This window comes from Cellulomonas citrea, from assembly GCF_009829685.1.
In the GTDB taxonomy this organism is placed as follows: Bacteria; Actinomycetota; Actinomycetes; order Actinomycetales; family Cellulomonadaceae; genus Cellulomonas; species Cellulomonas citrea.
The window spans coordinates 14,283-32,071 of the sequence record NZ_VWSD01000019.1; the positions used below are offsets into that span (position 1 = coordinate 14,283).

At 71.0% G+C, this 17,789-nt stretch carries 11 protein-coding genes and 1 tRNA gene; 7 read left to right on the forward strand and 5 right to left on the reverse strand.

The annotated features are described in order from the left end of the window. Positions 1 to 92 precede the first annotated feature (92 nt). The 4 genes from F2B26_RS04065 to F2B26_RS04080 all read right to left on the reverse strand — a co-directional run bounded on the left by F2B26_RS04065 (position 93) and on the right by F2B26_RS04080 (position 9,938). Positions 93 to 8,195 carry a PA14 domain-containing protein gene (locus F2B26_RS04065; RefSeq protein ID WP_159806709.1) on the reverse strand — a complete coding sequence of 2,701 codons (8,103 nt, stop codon included), beginning with the start codon at positions 8,193 to 8,195 and terminating at the stop codon, positions 93 to 95. 674 nt (positions 8,196 to 8,869) lie between these two features. Next, positions 8,870 to 9,235 (reverse strand): hypothetical protein, encoded by a 366-nt coding sequence (locus F2B26_RS04070; RefSeq protein WP_159806711.1) that lies wholly within the window; start codon positions 9,233 to 9,235, stop codon positions 8,870 to 8,872. A gap of 65 nt (positions 9,236 to 9,300) precedes the next feature. Then, positions 9,301 to 9,714 carry a hypothetical protein gene (locus tag F2B26_RS04075; RefSeq protein ID WP_159806713.1) on the reverse strand — a complete coding sequence of 138 codons (414 nt, stop codon included), beginning with the start codon at positions 9,712 to 9,714 and terminating at the stop codon, positions 9,301 to 9,303. Next, on the reverse strand, positions 9,711 to 9,938 hold the full coding sequence (locus tag F2B26_RS04080; protein ID WP_159806715.1) for a DUF2283 domain-containing protein: 228 nt from the start codon (positions 9,936 to 9,938) through the stop codon (positions 9,711 to 9,713). The genes F2B26_RS04075 and F2B26_RS04080 overlap by 4 nt, the downstream gene beginning before the upstream one ends. Positions 9,939 to 10,061: 123 nt before the next feature. On the opposite strand from F2B26_RS04080, the gene F2B26_RS04085 reads away from it, so the two are divergent. Continuing rightward, complete coding sequence (locus F2B26_RS04085) at positions 10,062 to 10,571, forward strand: hypothetical protein (protein WP_159806717.1); 510 nt, start codon at positions 10,062 to 10,064, stop codon at positions 10,569 to 10,571. Positions 10,572 to 11,020: 449 nt separating this feature from the next. Here F2B26_RS04085 and F2B26_RS04090 read toward each other — a convergent pair. Then, a tRNA-Leu gene (locus tag F2B26_RS04090) sits at positions 11,021 to 11,103 on the reverse strand. 148 nt (positions 11,104 to 11,251) lie between these two features. Between F2B26_RS04090 and F2B26_RS04095 the strand changes: the two genes are divergently transcribed. The 6 genes from F2B26_RS04095 to F2B26_RS04120 form a co-directional block, all read left to right on the forward strand. After that, entirely contained in the window at positions 11,252 to 11,959 is a 708-nt protein-coding gene (locus F2B26_RS04095) for an FHA domain-containing protein (protein ID WP_159806729.1), read from the forward strand. Continuing rightward, a complete protein-coding gene (locus tag F2B26_RS04100; protein ID WP_159806719.1) occupies positions 11,956 to 12,444 on the forward strand; it encodes an FHA domain-containing protein FhaB/FipA in 489 nt (162 codons plus the stop codon). Before F2B26_RS04095 ends, F2B26_RS04100 begins: the two co-directional genes overlap by 4 nt. A gap of 4 nt (positions 12,445 to 12,448) precedes the next feature. Next, positions 12,449 to 13,792, forward strand: a complete 1,344-nt coding sequence (locus F2B26_RS04105) for a PP2C family protein-serine/threonine phosphatase (protein WP_159806721.1) — start codon at positions 12,449 to 12,451, stop codon at positions 13,790 to 13,792. After that, a complete protein-coding gene (locus F2B26_RS04110; protein WP_159806723.1) occupies positions 13,792 to 15,270 on the forward strand; it encodes an FtsW/RodA/SpoVE family cell cycle protein in 1,479 nt (492 codons plus the stop codon). Before F2B26_RS04105 ends, F2B26_RS04110 begins: the two co-directional genes overlap by 1 nt. Continuing rightward, entirely contained in the window at positions 15,267 to 16,712 is a 1,446-nt protein-coding gene (locus F2B26_RS04115) for a peptidoglycan D,D-transpeptidase FtsI family protein (protein ID WP_159806725.1), read from the forward strand. The genes F2B26_RS04110 and F2B26_RS04115 overlap by 4 nt, the downstream gene beginning before the upstream one ends. Next, on the forward strand, positions 16,709 to 17,789 hold a 1,081-nt coding region (locus F2B26_RS04120), incomplete at its 3' end, for a serine/threonine-protein kinase (RefSeq protein ID WP_159806727.1). The genes F2B26_RS04115 and F2B26_RS04120, both read left to right, overlap by 4 nt.

Sequence of the window (17,789 nt, forward strand, 5' to 3'; positions counted from 1 at the left end):
TCCACCGGCAGATCCCGAGCGGCGTGGTAAAAAGCTGAAGGCTATATCGACCGAAGAATGCAGGCGCGCCGACGACACTTCCTGACTCGCAACTAGAACTCATGGGCACCGGTCCAGGTGTAGGCGAGGTGGGCTTCAAGTCCTGCTCCGACGGTGAAGGACGTGAGACTCTCGACAATTCTTCTATTACCCACCCATCCCCAGGAGAAGTCCTGGGCACCCCCCACGGTCGCGGCAGCAGAGGCGCCAGCTCCATAGAATCCTCCGCGCAACTCCTGCAAGTTCCGCGCATTGCTGATCATCAGTCCGACGCCAGCGCTTGCGGTGGCTCCACCGGTGAAGTGCGGGCCCGCCGCTCCCCAGACTCCCCAACTCCTTCCGCTGTGACCAATGCAGCCCGACACGTTCGCGCCAATAACCGCAGCGGCGTTTCCCGAAATGCAGACTCCAACCGTATTCTCGTTCCACCACCTTCCAACATGTACCTTCCACCACTTCGTAATTCCGGGAGTGAACCACCCTGACCCTTTGGCTCGAGGATGCGGATTGCTCTTCGTTCCGTTGAGGTCGTAGGAGTTGATGGGGTCGTTGACGTAGCTGTAGGCGTTGTCGTTGCCGCCTTCGACGGGGTCGACCGAGGCGAAGATCCCCAGGGCGGGCAGGTAGAGGCGTGCTCCCATGAGGGTCCAGGTGGCCCCGGCGGTGTGTTCGGTGCCGCGTTGGTTGGCACCCACCCAGGCGTCGGTCAGTCCGCCGGTGCGGGTGGTCGGGGTCGTGGTCTGGTCGACCAGGCCGGTGGCCGGGTTCAGCGGGTTGCCGAACGGGTCATAGACCGCCACCTGCCCCACCAACGCACCTGTGCCGGTGGTGGTGGTCAGGGTGTCGCCGTGGATGTTCGACAGCCCCCACAGGTCCCCGCCAGGGTTGGCGTACCGCTTGGTGTAGACCACCCCACCAGCCAGCACCAGATACCGCTCACCGAGCCTGTTGTCCCCGGTCAGCTGCACATCCGGCGTATCCCCACCACCGGTGAACGAGTAGGCGGTGGTCGAGGTGTCCACCCCCACCCCGGTGCCAGACCCCACCCGAGTCACCACCCGGTCAGTGGCGTCACGGGTGTAGGCCACCTGCTGACCGGCGGTCGCCGACCCAGCGATCACCCGGTCGGTCGCATCGAACGTGAACGACTGGTCACCCACCGTCGTCGCGTCCCCGCGAGAGTTGTAGGCGACCGAGCCGGTGCCGGTCGCCGACGTCAGACGCGACGCGAAGTCCGTGCACGAGCTGGTCGTTGCCACCGCACCGGTCCCCACCTGCACGGTGGAGGAGGTGCGTGACCCGTTCAACCCCGCCCTGGTGTCGACCCCGCACCCACCGGTGGCGGCGAAGTTGTACCCGTAGGTCACCGCCGGGGTCGACCCGTTCGCCCCCAGCACCGCCCTGGTCAGCCGGCCGGTGGTGTCGTAGGTGTACCCCCAGCTCGACACCGCGCCGCCGTCCAGGGTGGCGGTGTCGGTCAGCACCCGACCAGTCTGAGCCCGCACCACCGAGTCAGCCACAACACGCCCGTTGGGCAGTGCATAGGACACCCCGGTCTGCTGCCCGGCGGCGTTGCGGGTGATCGTCGACACCGCGGGCGTCGTCGAGGACGCTGGCGGGGCCGCCACCATGGTGGTCGTGGCCGGCTTGAACACCACCACCGCCGACTCCCACGTCGTCGCGCCCGCCGTCCCAGTCGACGACGCCACGCTCGCACCGGTGCTCACCGACTTGTCCTGCACCAGCAGGTCGATGTCACTGGCCCCAGCAATGCTGGCCCGGCCCGTGAACCCGGCACCCGCGGTCGGTGTGGTCCCGAAGCCCGAGTCGGCGTAGAACCCCACCGCCAGCTCACCATCACCAGTCACCGCACCCGTCGACCCGGACGAGACCGTGCCAGCCGCACCGGTGGTCCCGGTGGCCTTGGACACCACGTCCACCCCGGTCCCCACCAGCGACAGGCCCGAGTACTCAGCGACGGCCACTCCCACGTCCGCGGTGCTCGACGGGGTCACGGTGATCGTCGGGGTTGTCCCCGCCCCGGCGCTCACTGGTGCGGTCCACACGCTCAGCTCGGTGTTCTCCGAGGCCACCTGTGAGGTGACCTTCGTGAACACGTCACCGGCCGAGTCGCTCACCGAGGCCGCGGTGGCGGCCGGGTTGTTCCACACCCCCACCGCCACCACCAACCGGTTGCCGGCACCCAGCGCGGCGGTCGGGGTCGCGGTCAGGGTGGTCTTGTTCAACCCGTGCGCGGTGGTCTGCTGCACGAAGCCCGGGGTCGCCGTCGTCGTCGTGGTCGCAGGGGCACCGGCCGGCTTGAACACCACCACGCCGGCCTGCCACGGCACGTCGGCACCTGTACCGGTCGTGGAGGTCACCGAGGTGCCGGCTGGCACCACCTTGTCCTGCACCAGCATGTCCAGGTCGGTGGCCCCGGCGATCGTGGCCCGCCCGGTGAACCCCGCACCGGCCGTCGGCGTCGTCGAGAAGCCGGAGTCGGAGTAGAACCCGACCGCCAGCTCGTTGTCACCGGTGGTCGCAGCCGTCGCACCCGAGGACGCGTCCCCGGCCGCGGTCGTGGCGCCGATGCCTCCTGCGCTCACGTCGACCCCGGTGCCCTCGGCCGACAGGCCGGAGTACTCGGCGAGGACCACACCCACATCGGCCTTCGCCGACGGGGTCACCGTGATGGTGGGCTTGGTCCCCGCCCCCGGGCCGACGACCGCGGTCCACACGCTCATCTCGGTGTTGTCGTCCGGGGCGACGACCGTCTGCACCTTCGTGAACACGTCACCGGCAGCGTCGGTGACCTTGACCGCGGTGGTCGCTGGTTCGCGCCAGACCGCCACCTGCACGACCAGCCGGTTCCCGGCCGTGAGCACCGAGCTCGGCGTGACCGTCAACGACGTCTTGTTCAACGCGTGGGCGGTGGCCTGCTGCACGAACGTGGGCGTGGCCACCGGGGCAGCCGCCGCACCGGCCAGGGTCGGGTACGTCGCACCGGTGAGCTGCCCGGCCGAGTCGTAGGCGGGCGTGGCCACCACGGTGCCGTCCAACGACGTGGTGGCCACCCGCCCGTCCGCCAGGTACGTCGAGGCCACCGTCGAGGTCGGGCCACCACCTGCGGCGGTCGTCACCTGCTGGGACGCACGGCCCGCGCCGTCGTAGCTGGTGGTGGTCGTCGTGCCCTTCACATCGGTGTACGCGACCGTGCGACCCAGCAGGTCCACGCTCGTCTGAATCGTCCCGACCGGGTCGGACACCGAGGACACCAACGGGTTGCCACCCACCGCAAAGGTGTTGGTGACCGTGCGCGCCGGGGCACCGTTGGCCGCGGCCGCGGTGGACTGGGTCACCCGCCCGCGCCCGTCGTAGGTGGTGCACGACCAGTCGCTGTCGCCGGTCTTCTTGGTACCCGCGACCCGGCCCCACCTGTCGTACACGTAGGACGTGGACACGGCCGCACCCTGTGCGGGGGCCGGGTCGGTGCTGGTCTTGAGCAGCCCGGCCTGGCTGGTGCCGGCCGGCACTGCGCAGGTCGCCGCGCCCAGCCCCTCGTTCGCGCCGTAGTAGGTGGAGACGGTGCCGCGCGCGGCGTCGTTGACCACGTCCGGACCGGTGCGGCCCGCCGCGACGGCCGCGGCGGTCGCCGAGGGCAGCCACCGCCCGGTGCGGCGAAGCCACCCGGTCCCGGGCGCCTCGTAGGTCGTCGTGGTCGTCAAGGCCGCCCCGTCGGGGTCCTCGATGGACGCCACCGGCAGACCCAGCCACGGGGAGGTGCCGTACGAGGTCGCGGAGTGCAGCGCCGTGACCTGGCCGGTGCCACCGGACTCGTCGGTGTCGGTGCGGGTGACCAGGTTGTAGTCCGGGGCCAGGGCAGCCGCCGGGATCGCCACCGTGGCTGAAGTGCCCGGGACCTTCCACTGCACGTGCAAGGACGCCGGTCCGCCCGTGTTGGCATAGTCGACGCGGATGCGGTGCGGTCCTGCGACCAAGGTCTGCGGGGTGGTCACCGACATCGTCCCGGCGGCCCAGTTGTCCAGGGTGAGGATGTCGTCGACCCAGATCCGCACCCCGTCGTCGGACGTCGTGGTGAACCCGTACTGACCGGACGCGGGCAACGTGATGATGCCGGTGGCCCGCATCGAGAACGGGGCGTTGCCCGCGATCCCCGCGGCGGGGGCGTTGGTCCCCCAGTCCTTGTCCAGACCGGGCGTGGTCGCGTCCAGGCCCAGGGAGTAGACCGGGGTCGCCCCTGCGGGTGAGGCGTCCGAGGGGGAGGCCGACAGGCGGGCGTTCGGGAAGTACGTCACGTTCAGCCCGGCCAGCTCGGCGGTGCCCGCCACGGTCGTGTCGTACCTGGTCCGGGTGTGCGCCGGGGTCGTCGAGCAGGACACGGGCAGGCGCGTGGTGGCGTCGAAGCACGACGCAGGCGCCGGGCCGTAGGTGTCGGTGGCCCGGTCACGGGCGTCGTAGATCGTGGTGCTCACCCGACCGGCGGTGTCGGTGGACGACAGCACCTGGTCCTTGGCGCTCCATGTCTTGGAGGTGGTCAGACCGCTGGCGTCGGTGTCCGACAGCTGGCGGAAGCCGTCGTCATAGGTCACCGTGCGCGCGGTCCCAGGCACACCGGTGCGCGTGACCGTGGTGGTCGAGTGGGCCGGGTCGTAGCCGAACGAGGTCACGAGCCGGCCGGTCGCGCTGGTGCCGTCGGCTGCGGGCAGCGTGACCGAGGTGGCCTGGTTGCCGGTGTAGGCGATCTGCACCCGGGCGTTCGTGTCGTCGCTGACGTGGGCGTAGGCCATCCAGTCGTTGACCTGGGGTGTGCGGATCGCGGTCAGCTGGCCGTTCGCGTCGTACGCCAGGTCGGTGCGCACACTGTCGGTGGCGCTGACACCAGGGTCGTCGATGCGCACCAGGTGTCCCGCACCGTCGTAGGACAGCACGGTGGAGTCCCCGAACGTCCCGGCGGTGTCCCCGGGGTAGACGATCCGGCAGACCATGCCGGCCGGCGCGCCCGCGTAGCCGGACTTGGGCGTCAGGCACGCCTTGCCGGCGTTGTCGCTGCTCAACCCTGATGGGGCGGGGTCACCGGGGTAGAACAGGCGCACCGCCTTGCCCGAGACCGGGTCGGTGACGGCCTGCAGCTGACCGGTCCCCGCCTTGTACGTCATGACCGGCAGCGCCGGCTTGAGAGCGTTGGGCGGGTTGGTCACCGAGTCCACGCGCCCGGCCGCGTTGAAGCTCGTCACGGTGCCGTCCTCGTCGGTGACCTGCACCGTGCCCGTGGTCGTCAGCGCCAGGCTCGAGTACTCCCCGACCGGCGGGGTGTACCCACCGGTGGAGGTCTTGGTGTACGTGTGCGTCGTGCCCGTGGTGTCGGTCACCACCGCCGACCCGGAGTCCACCGTGACCGACGAGTACGACCCGGCATCCCCCGACAGCGCCGTCGAGGCCGACCACCCGGCCGGCAACGTCTCGACCGCAGGGCTCAGCCACGACGCGGGCACGATGAACTGCTTGCCATCGGGGCCGGTGACCCACAGCTCGAACGTGGCGTTGCCGCCATGCTCGTAGAAGTCGACGGCGATCGGCACCGGACCGGTCGCATCGAAGTGGCAGCCGCCTGCCCCGGTACCGAAGGTGCACGGCGTGCTCGACCAGTTCGGTCCACCGGCCTGATCGGACCACCGGTCCAGCACCAGGGTGGAGCCGACGGTCACCTTGGCCCCGTCGTCCTGCGCTACCCCGAACGTGTACGACCCGGCCGCCGGCACGCTCACGTACCCCGTCCAGTGCACGACGAAGTTGTCCACCGGAACCGACGGCGCAGGCGAACCCAGCCCCCAGCCGAACTGCAGCTGCGGGTCCACCCGGGTGAGCACCGGGGTCTTGCCGGTGGTGTCGAAGCTCACCGGGTTGCCCGCCACCGGGGTCACGTCGTAGTACCGGCCCGTCAGACCCCGCTGGGTCGCGGTCTGGGAGTTGTAGGAGAACGACAGACCGATCGGCCCGCCGACCGTGGACACCGTCGGGGAGGTGAACCGCAGCCCGACGTTCCCGTTGGCCAGGTTCACGTTCACCGGCCCGACCTGCTCGACCGGCGCCGGGCCCGACTCGGCCAACCGCCGGTTGATCGTCAGCCTGTTCGCCCACGGCACGGGGGAGACCGAGGAGCCCTTGGTCTGCACCGTCCAGGTGTAGGAACCACCGTCGCGCAGCGCCCCGGTCGGCACCGTCCACGTCGGCGAGCTCAACCACCCCGACGTCACGGTCGCCCCGTCAGTGCCGTTGGCGCCGGTGGCCACCGTGAACTGGTAGGTGATCGACGCGTCGTCCGGGTCGGTGACCGCCGGGATCGACAAGGTCGGGGTCAGGTTCGCCGTGATCGTCCCGCTGCCCGGGCTCGCTGTGGCTTGCGGGATGGCCGCGTAGGCGTCCGTCGTGAACGCGAACATCGGTGTCCAGCGGTGGGTGTCCCCGCCCAGCACACCCTCGTAGGGACTGGCCACGTCGGCCCGCCAGTAGTAGGTGACCCCCGAGGCCAGGACCCCGACCGGCACGGTGACGTAGTTGACCGACTCCCACCCGTCGGCGCACGAGCTCCAGACCGGGGCACCCACCGCGTTCGGGTTCGTCCACACCCGGAAGCACCAGGCCGAGGCGTTCGTCGAGCCGACCGCCAACGTGGGAGTCACCGACACATGGGTCGCCCCGTTGCCCGGCGCAGGGGCCACGATCGGCCCCGCAGTGGGGTAGTCCACCCAGTTGACCACCAGGTCCGCCGAGAACCGCTTGTAGGTGTAGGCGCCGTTCACCTCGTAGCCCAGGAACATCACGGCCGCGTCGCTGATGCCCGAGGCGATCCACGACGCGAAGCTGTTCTGCAACGTCGCGTCCTGGAAGTCGACGCCGGTGTCGAACGTGCCCCCCGACAGCGGCGACCCGGCGCCGCCAAAGCTGTAGCTCGACGCCCAGTACACCTGGGCCGGGTACCCGTTCGCCGTGCCCTGCGACAGCCCGGCGCTGATCGCCGCGCCGATCACCTGCTTGCCGAAGAACTGGCTCACCGGCCAGTGCACCACCGTGCGCCACTGGCTCGTCCCCGAGTCGTTCGGGTTGCCGATCCGCATGGTGCCGTCCTGGATCACCGTCCCGGTCGACTTGTAGGACACGATCGTGTCGGCCGAACCGGCCGTCACCGTCGGGTCCACCGACACCGGGTACACCCGCGCCGGGTCGGTCAGCCACGCCACGTCCGGGGTCAGCGTCAGCACCCAGTCCGACCCGTCCCGCACCACCGACATCGGCACGTTCGCATCCGCCGGCTCACGCACCCCCTCCTGACCCGAGGAGTCCGTCATGACCGCCGCCGGGATCGACATCACGACCTGCGAACCCGACATCAGGTCCCACGCGCCGTCCCGGCCCGCGACCATCTCCAGCCCGGCCCCCGAGATCCGCCACGACCACGACACGCCCGCCGACGGCACCGACTTGAGGACGAACGCCTCCTTCACCGACCCGGACTCGACCTCGTACCTCAGGTCCGTGCCGGGGAACACGTCGGCATACGTCGCCGTGGCGCCCGAACGCTGCAACGGCGACGCCGCCGCACCCACCAACGTCAGACCGACCTGCAACCCCGCCCGACGCAACGACAGCACCGGCGAAGCGTCCGCGGTCTCGGCCAGCTCCGGACGCAACGGGTGCGCGCTCACCTGACCGCCGCCGTCGGACGTCGCCGCCACCGTCGTCGAGGCCTCCTGCCACGCGCCGCGGGAGTCCCGCACGTTCATCGCCTGCCCCGAGAACACGCTCGAGTGCGACCCATCCGCGTTCAGGTACACGTCGGAGAACTCGTCACGACCCGTCAACCGCGACGTCGATGGGTCGAAACCCTTGTACTGCTTCTTCGGCACCTGCGGGTCGAGCACCGGCATCGGCGTCGACGCCTGCGGCGAGACCACCGAAGGGTCACTGAACGACCCCGAAGGCTCCGGCCCGGTGAGCACCGCCGGGTCCGAGGACTCCAGAGGCGGGTTCACCGACGGGTCGGCCACCTCCGCGACCACCGGTTCAGGCTCAGCCCCCGCGGCGGCAGCCGGCTCGACCACACCGACCACCAGCGCCGCCGACACCAGCCCGGCCAACCCCACAGCCCAGCCCCGACGACCCCACCCAGCCAGCACACGACCGCGCACGGCCACGCCCCCTGCCCGACCGTCACCGGCCGCTCAGCACCCACCCGGCAGACCCACGGCCCCCGGAGCGCTGCCCCACAGCGGGCACACGGCGCACGCGGAACGTAACCGGATGACCGACCAGATCAAAAGAGCAGGTCAGCAGGTTCACTCTGCCGAGTGAAGGTGCCAGCACCCACGTCACCACCAGCGTTCCGCACGCTGGCCGCACAGGCACCCCGCCAGTGCCCGGCCACCACCCCGAAGCGCTGGCAAGCCCCCAGCCCACACCCCGAAAACAGCAGCTCCCGGCCGGAATCAACCGACCGGGAGCTACCCGAGCTACCACCTGTGGGGTGTTTGGTTAGCCCGCTGACCTCGCAAGACACCGCCGCCCGCAGTCGGCTGTGTACAGGTTGAAGGTGCTGCTGTGTACATCGGAGCGCTGACCTGCGAACTTGCCTCCGTGGACAGGCATTCGGAGTCAGGGCCGTCCAGCGAGATCGTGAGGATCCTGTCGCTGACCGAGAGCGTGGCACGGGTGCCCACGGTCGGGGGTTCACCTCGGACGCAGCCCAGACCCGCGCGTGAGCCCGTCGCGACCGGCAAATGCGCACCCGAACGGACGACGATCCGCCGACCAACTAGCGGTGCTGTTCACGAGCAAGTACGGCCTCAGCGAGGTGGTTGCCGGCGGCAGTGTTGTCGAGCCACACGATCGCCCCCGGGGTCGGAACCTCGTCCCCCCATTCGGTGATCCACTCCCGCGTGATCCTCTCAATCGCCTCGCCCGGCGAGCACGGCCACGGGTGATGACCCTGCTCATCCACATCGCCGGAGACAACCAGTCCCTCGACCAACAGCTCGGCGATGAGGCCAAGGGCCAGGGTGCGCCTTAGGCCCGGATCCTCCAGTCCGCTCAGACGGGTGCTGCCATAGACCCACGACGCGTCCGCCCAGTCCTCGAGTCCTCCTACGAGGACATCCTCCTTCGGAGATCTGTGGTCCATGTCCTCACCCAATGTGGATCTTGAAGGGATCTTGACCCGGGATACGAATGTAGATTGTCGACCCATCAGACCAGGGCCTCCGGAAGCCACTCACATCGCGCGGCCGCCACCTCATAGGCACCGGAGCTGTCAATGTGGATCAGGAAGTGACGGATCTTCCACTGGCCTCGCATTCCGCTCGAGTCGGCCGCCAGCAGCTCTTCGATCCAGCCAGACTGCTCCACCTCGACGAGGGCGTCGTACGCCTCCTCGATGTGCCACACAGTGCAGTGCCCCTCGGCCAGGAAGCGGTAGGCGCGTACTCCCTCAAACCGCAACCCCCCGACGTACATCGAGCCATTGTGCTCGTAGGTGCACCGAAGCTCCGCGTTCCCACCGGGATGGGTGAGCACTGCGCTCTCGGTGAATGCCGACGGTGGCGGCGACAGGGGCCCGAGCACCCGCTTCACGCCACGAGGAAGCACACCGTCGAGGCTCACAGGAGGTCCGTCCCCGCCGACGCCAGGAACTGCGGGGTGAGGAACCGACTCGCGTCGAGGACCTCGACCCCCACCATCCGGCCCTCGGCGTCAAAGTCGAGGTTGATCATGCCGTCGATCTCGCGAGGATCGACAGGAACTGTCCGGGCGACGCCCCCTGCCGGTATCTCGGCTGACAGATAGATGTAGGCAGCGTCGACAACGGCGTCGTAGGTGACCCTCATGGTTCAGCAGACCCCCTGGTCGAAACCCCTGGCCCGAGCCTTCATCAGACCCAGGGCGACTCCACTGAGTGACATCGTTGGTGGGCGTGCGCTTCGGTCTCGCGCCCACCAATGATGCGCCGGATGGGACTGACGATGATCACCGATGTTCCCGGAACCCTGGTCGAGCTGCTGTTCATTCGCGCCGTGTGGGACCTCCCCGTCGCCGCTGACCTGCCGCCGGCCGATCCGCCGCCGGATCGCGGGACGTCGGCGCGCCCGCGACGCCCGCAGCTCGTCGCGGAGTGGGACGCACTGTGGGTCGACGCGCTGGACAACCTGGACGCAACGCGTGATGAGCACTTCTGGGGCCGGAGGCACGGCTTGGACGGGATCGACCTGCCCGAGATGCGGTCGTGGAAGGCCACCGTCATCGGTCAGGTCGAAGCCGTCGCCGCGGAGTACCACCATGCACCCGAGATGCTGCTGCGCGACGAGCTCTCAGCCGCCGAGCGACACGGTCTCGACCGGCTGATCGTCCTGCCGGTCCGCGGCTTGTTCGCCCGTCGCCACGGATCGAGCCTGGTCGTCTCGACACGGACGTACCTCGACCTAGACCAGCTGCGCCACGAGGTCGGGGTCTTCGCTGGCTGACCAGTGAACTGAGCCCGCCCGCAGCTCTGACCAGAGAAGTCCTCGTCGAGGAGTTCGCCCGCACACGCCACCCACGCCGCCGGTCGCTGCACGAACGCCTCGCCCACCCTCAGATCGAGCTGCGGGCCCTGCCACCGCGCCGGGCACCCAAGACCCCGGACCCTGGCACCGGGCCGACACCACCGGATATGCCGACACCGCCGGGATAGCAGCCCGCCCGCACCGCAACCGAACGCCTGACGCAGCCCGCCGACCCCCGGTCGGCGGGCACCGACGCATGCCCTCAACCAACCCACGACCGCCCGATCGACCCCACACCCCACGAACAGCACGCCAGCGTGCTAGCAAAACCGCAGGTCAGAGGCCAAAAACAGACAACTCCCGGCCGGGACGAGCCCGACCGGGAGTTACCCGAACAACCACCGGGGTGTTGTACGAACACCCCCCTGTGCGTGAGGCGGGACTTGAACCCGCACGCCCTTGCGGGCACTGGCACCTGAAGCCAGCGCGTCTGCCATTTCGCCACTCACGCGCGAGGAGAGAGGTTAGCACGGGCCACGTCGTGGTCCATGCAGGCCCAGGCGTGGATACGATCGAACAGGTCAAGTCGTGCCCGAGGTCGGGGGCCGGGTCGCGTCCGCGGCCTGTCGGTGGCGGCGCGAGAGGGAGCGGAGGTGCGTGTGGGACTCCTCGAGTCGTTCGAGAACGGCGTCGAGCGCGCGGTCAACACTGCGTTCGCCAAGGTCTTCCGCAGCGAGCTCAAGCCCGTCGAGCTGGTGAGTGCGCTGCGGCGCGAGATGGACGACCAGGCGGCGGCGTTCGACCGCGAGCGCACGGTGGTGCCCAACGAGTTCACGATCGAGCTGTCCACCGCGGACTTCGACCGGCTCGAGCAGTGGGGCGCCGAGACGCTCGCCGACGAGTTCGCCACCAACGTCACCGAGTACGCCGCGACGCAGCGCTACGCGTTCGTCGGCCCGGTGCTCGTGCGGTTCAGCGAGGACCCGGACCTCGAGACGGGCCGCTTCATGGTGACGAGCGCCTCGGTGCGGGGGGCGGTGGCCCCGGCGGCCGCGGCGCCGCCGAGCGCGCGGCACCCGCTCATCGACGTCGACGGCCAGCGCTACCTGCTCACCGGCCCGGTCACGGTGATCGGACGCGGGTCGGACGCCGACATCATCGTCGACGACCCGGGGGTCTCCCGGCGGCACCTGGAGATCCGGGTGACCCCGCAGGGCGTCGTCGCCACCGACCTCGGGTCGACCAACGGCGTCTTCGTCGAGGGCCACCAGGTGCCGGCGGCCACCCTGCTCGACGGCAACACCCTGACGATCGGACGCACCCGGATCCTGTTCTGGACCGGCGGAGAGCCGGACCCCGACGAATGAGCGAGCTCACCGTCGGGCTGCTGCGGCTCGGCTACCTGGCCCTGCTGTGGCTGCTGGTGCTGTCCTCGATCGCGGTGCTGCGACGGGACCTGTACGGCACCCGCATCGTCGACCGCCGCCGCAACCGCACAGGCGGCGCACCGGCAGCAGCACCGGCACCCACCCCGGCACCGGCCCGGCGCAGCAAGACCGCCGGCCCGACCCGGCTCGTGGTCACCGAGGGCCCGCTGCGCGGCACGGTGCTGCCGCTCGGGGCCGCCCCGGTGCTCATCGGCCGCTCGCCCGGCTGCACGCTCGTGCTCGACGACGACTACTCCTCCTCCCGGCACGCCCGGCTCTTCCTGGACGGTGACCAGTGGTTCGTCGAGGACCTCGGCTCGACGAACGGCACCTTCCTGGGCGACCAGCGCGTGAGCGGTCCGCTGCCGCTGGGCACCGGCACCCCGGTGCGCATCGGCCAGAACGTCCTCGAGCTGGCCAGGTAGCCCGGTGACCGTCGCGCTGCGGTACGCGGCCCGCTCGGACGTGGGCCTGGTGCGGGCCAACAACCAGGACTCCGCCTACGCCGGCCCGCACCTGCTGGCCATCGCCGACGGGATGGGTGGGCACGCCGGCGGGGACGTCGCCTCCTCGGTGACGATCGCCGAGCTGGCGCCCCTCGACGAAGAGGCCCACGGCCCGGACGACGCACTCGCCGAGCTCGAGGCCGCCCTGGTCGAGGCCAAGGCGGAGATCGTCCGGCGCACCCGGGCCGACCCGACGCTGTCCGGCATGGGCACCACCGTGACCGCGATCCTGCGGACCGAGAACAAGCTCGCGATGGTGCACCTCGGCGACTCGCGCGGCTACCTGCTGCGCGACGGCGAGCTCACCCAGGTCACCACCGACCACACGTTCGTCCAGCACCTCGTGGACACCGGCCGGATCACGCCCGAGGAGGCGATCCACCACCCGCAGCGGTCCGTCGTCATGCGGGTGCTCGGCGACTTCGACCTCGACCTCACCCCCGACCTGTCGGTGCGGGAGGCCCGGGTGGGCGACCGTTGGCTGCTGTGCTCCGACGGGCTGTCCGGGTTCGTCTCGGCCGACACGCTCACCGAGACGCTGCGCACCCAGCACGACGTCGACGAGTGCGCCGACCGTCTGGTGCAGCTCGCGCTGCGGGCCGGTGGCGGCGACAACGTCACGGTGGTGGTCGCGGACGTCGTCGACCTGGACTCCCGCACCGACCTGCCGAGCACCGAGCCGCAGGTGGTGGGTGCCGCGGCGACCAGCCGCAACCGGCCCACGTCGGCCGCCGACGGCCCCGCGGCCCGGGCCCGGGCGCTGCTCGCCCCCGAGGCGCAGGCGGCGGACGAGGCCGAGCACGAGCAGGACGACGAGCACCCGCAGCCCTCGCGCCGGCGCGCGCTCGTGGCCGTGTGGCTGGCCGCGGTCGCGGTCGTGCTCGCCGTGGCGGGCGGCGGCTACGCCTGGACGCAGACCCAGTACTTCGTGGGCGTGGACGACGGCCGGGTCGCGATCTCCCGTGGCGTACCGGCCACCGCCGGGCCGATCTCCTTGTCGCACGTCGTGGAGCGCTCCGACGTGCGGGCCGCGGACCTGCCGCCCTACCTGCGCGAGCGGGTGCAGAAGACCATCGCGGCCGACTCCCTCGCCGACGCCCGCAGCCTGGTCACCCACCTCGACGACGCGACCGGCAACCCCCTGCCCACCGGCGCCCCGTCCTCGTTCGCGACCCCCAGCTCCAGCGGCCTGGCACCCCTGCCGTCGGTCACCGGCACCCCGGCACCCGGCGTCGGCGCCCCCTCCGTCCCACCGGTGGGTCAGTGATGGCGACCGTCGCACCCACCCGGGTCCGCGGCGGTCGCGGCCTCGGGGTGCTGCTCCTGGTGCTCGCCCTGCTCGTCGGCCTGGCCGCGTACGCGCTGGTCGGCATCGGGTTCGCCGGGACGGTGCCGGCCGACGTCGCCGAGTACGGCCTCGGCATGGCCGTGCTGTCCTTCGGGGCGTGGGCCGTGGTGCGCTGGCGGGCGCCCGACGCCGACCCGGTGATCCTGCCCACCGTGGTCGCGCTCAACGGGATCGGGCTGGCGATGATCTACCGGCTCGACCTGTCCTACGAGGCGCGTGGCCGCGCCCACGGGTTCGCCGACAAGCAGCTGGCGTGGACCGCGATCTCGATGGTGCTGGCGATGCTGCTGCTCATCGTGCTGCGCGACCACCGCACGCTGCGCCGCTACACCTACACCGCGATGGTCGCCTCGCTCCTGCTGCTGCTCATGCCGCTGGTGCCGGGCATCGGGCACACGGTCAACGGCGCCCAGATCTGGGTGCGGATCGGCCCGGCCGGGCTGCAGCCGGCCGAGCTCGCCAAGATCACGCTCGCGGTGTTCTTCGCCGGCTACCTGGTGACCAACCGGGACACCCTGGCCCTCGCCGGCCGCAGCGTCCTGGGGCTTCGGCTGCCGCGGGCCCGCGACCTGGGCCCGATCATCGTGGTGTGGGCCGCCTCGCTGGCGGTCCTCGTGCTGCAGAGCGACCTGGGCACCTCGTTGCTGCTCTTCGGGCTCTTCGTCGCGATGCTCTACCTGGCCACCGAGCGGGTGAGCTGGGTGCTCATCGGCCTCACCCTGTTCGCCGGCGGCGCCGCGGTGGTCGCCACCGTCGTCCCGCACGTGCGCGCCCGGTTCGACGTGTGGCTGCACGCGATGGACGACGACGTGTTCAACCGGGCGGTCGGTGGCTCCGGGCAGCTCGTGCGCGGGCTGTTCGGGATGGCGTCGGGCGGGCTGTTCGGCACCGGCTGGGGCGAGGGGCGCCCGTACCTCGTGCCCTACGCCGAGTCGGACTTCATCGTCGCCTCGCTCGGCGAGGAGCTCGGGCTCACAGGCCTGCTGGCGATCCTCGTGCTCGTGACGATCCTGGTGCACCGCGGGATGCGCGCCGCCATCGGCGTGCGGGACGGTTTCGGCAAGCTGCTCGCCGGCGGCCTGGCGTTCCTCATCGCGCTGCAGGTCTTCGTCGTCGTCGGCGGAGTGACCCGGCTCATCCCGCTCACCGGCCTGACCACACCGTTCCTCGCGTACGGCGGCTCGTCGCTGCTGGCCAACTGGCTCATCGTGGCGCTGCTGCTGCGCATCTCCGACGACGCCCGGCGTCCGGCGCCGGCCATGCGTGCCACCGCCCCCACACCCGACGGGGGCATCCCGTCCGTGGTCGGCGGGCCGTCCCTCGTCCCGGCCGAACAGGGCCGGGACGACCAGCACGGTGACGACCAGCCGACCCAGGCCCTCGGGCGGGTGCGGTGAACGCCCCGCTGCGGCGACTGGCCGCCATGACGCTCGTCATGTCCCTGCTGCTCATGGGGTCGGTCACCTGGATCCAGTTCTTCCAGGCCGGGCGCCTCAACAACGACCCCCGCAACGTGCGCACGCTCTACCGGGAGTTCGGCAACGCCCGTGGCCCGATCGTCGTCGCCGGGGCCGCCGTGGCGTCCTCGGTGCCCGTCGATGACTCGTTCGGCTACCAGCGGCAGTACGCCGACGGACCGCTGTGGTCCTCGGTCACCGGGTTCTACGGGATCACCGGGCGCACCGGCCTCGAGCAGTCCACGAACTCCTACCTCACCGGCAAGTCGGACCAGCTGTTCTTCTCCCGGGTGCGCGACCTGCTCACCGGTGGCAGCCCGCAGGGCGCCTCCGTGGAGACCACGCTGCTGCCCGCTGCGCAGAAGGCCGCGATCGACGCGCTCGGCGACCAGCAGGGCGCCGTCGTCGCGATCGAGCCGTCCACCGGCAAGATCCTCGCGCTGGTCTCCACCCCGGGCTTCGACCCCAACCAGCTCGCCTCGCACGACACGGCTGCCGCGTCGGCCTACTACCAGCAGCTGCTGGCGGCCGACGGGAACCCGCTGCGCACCAAGGCCTACCAGGACATCTACGCCCCGGGCTCGACCTTCAAGCTCGTCGTGGCCACCGCCGCGCTGCAGGCCGGGACGTACACGGCCGACTCGACGCTCCCCGCCCCGACCTCGCTGGCCCTGCCGGGCACGTCGGCCACCATCGGCAACTTCGGCGGCGGCGGCTGCGGCAGCAACCCGATCACGCTCGCCGATGCGCTGCGGGTCTCCTGCAACACCGCGTTCGCCCAGCTCGGCATGGACCTGGGTGAGACCGCGCTGCACGACCAGGCCGCCAAGTTCGGCTTCGACGACGCGAACCTCGCCATCCCGATGTCCGTGGCCACCAGCCGCTTCCCGTCGGGGCTCACGCAGGCGCAGGTCGCGCAGTCCTCGATCGGCCAGTACTCGGTGACGGCCTCGCCGCTGCAGATGGCCATGGTGACCGCGTCGATCGCCAACGGCGGCACCCTCATGAAGCCCTACCTCGTGGACACCGTGCGCGCCGCCGACCTGTCCGTCGTGTCCACCACGTCCCCGCAGGTCTACTCCCAGCCCATGTCGGCCGGCACCGCCTCGACCCTCACCTCGATGATGCTGGGCGTCGTCACGGGCGGGTCGGGCAAGGCCGCGCAGATCCCCGGGGTGCAGGTGGCGGGCAAGTCCGGCACCGCGGAGGTGCCCAACAACGCCCCGAACGCCTGGTTCACCGCGTTCGCCCCGGCCGACAGCCCCAAGGTCGCGGTGGCCGTGCTCGTGCTGCACGGCGGCAACCTCAACGACGAGGCGACCGGTGGCAAGGTGGCCGCCCCCATCGCCAAGGCCGTGATGCAGGCGGTGCTCGGCCGATGAGAGCGCACGAGGGGATGGCGCTCGGCGGTCGCTACCGGCTGGTCCGGTCGATCGCGGTCGGCGGCATGGGTGAGGTCTGGGAGGCGTTCGACGAGTCGCTCGCCCGTCCCGTCGCGGTCAAGGCGCTGCGTCCCGAGTTCGCCGGTGACGCCGCCCAGCTCGCCCGGTTCCGGGTCGAGGCCCGCAACAGCGCCGCGCTCTCGCACCCCAACATCGCGCCGCTGTTCGACTACGGCGAGGAGTCCGGCACCGCGTACCTCGTCATGGAGCTGGTGCCGGGTGAGCCGCTCTCGGACATCCTCGAGGCCGAGCCGGTGCTGCCGCTGTCCCGTCTGGTCCCGATCCTGTCCCAGACGGCGCGCGGGCTGCACTACGCGCACCAGATGGGCGTCGTGCACCGCGACGTGAAGCCGGGCAACCTGCTGGTCGAGGCCACCGGACGGGTGCGCATCACCGACTTCGGGGTCTCGCTGGCCGCCAACCAGACGCCCATGACCGCCGCCGGCATGGTGATGGGCACCGCCCAGTACCTGTCGCCGGAGCAGGCGGTCGGCCGGCCCGCGACGGGGGTCTCCGACCTGTACGCGCTCGGGATCGTGGCGTACGAGGCGCTCGTCGGGCACCGGCCGTTCACCGGCGGCTCCGCCGTGGACATCGCGGTCGCGCAGGTCAACGACCCGGTGCCGGCGCTGCCGCCCTCGGTGGAGCCGCGGCTCGCGCGCCTGGTCATGGCCCTGCTCGACAAGAACCCGGCCAACCGGCCGCAGTCCGGTGCCGAGCTGGCGGACCTGCTCGACGCCCTGCTGCCGCGCACGCCCGCCTCGGGCTCACCCGTCGCGCCCGAACGTCCCGCCGGACGCCGGGTCGCGTCGTCGACCCCCGACAGCCGTCCGGCGCCGGAGCCCCGCGACCAGGTGCTCCCCGCCGCGGACGACCTCTTCCCAGCCCCCCGGGCATCTCGCTGCTCCTCCTCGAGGGGCCCTGGGTCGTTGCCGGTGCGCTCGGAGCGACACTCCTCGGGCTTCTGGTCGCCCTTCGTGGTCGGACGACGTCCTTCTGGATCGAAGGCGAGTCTGT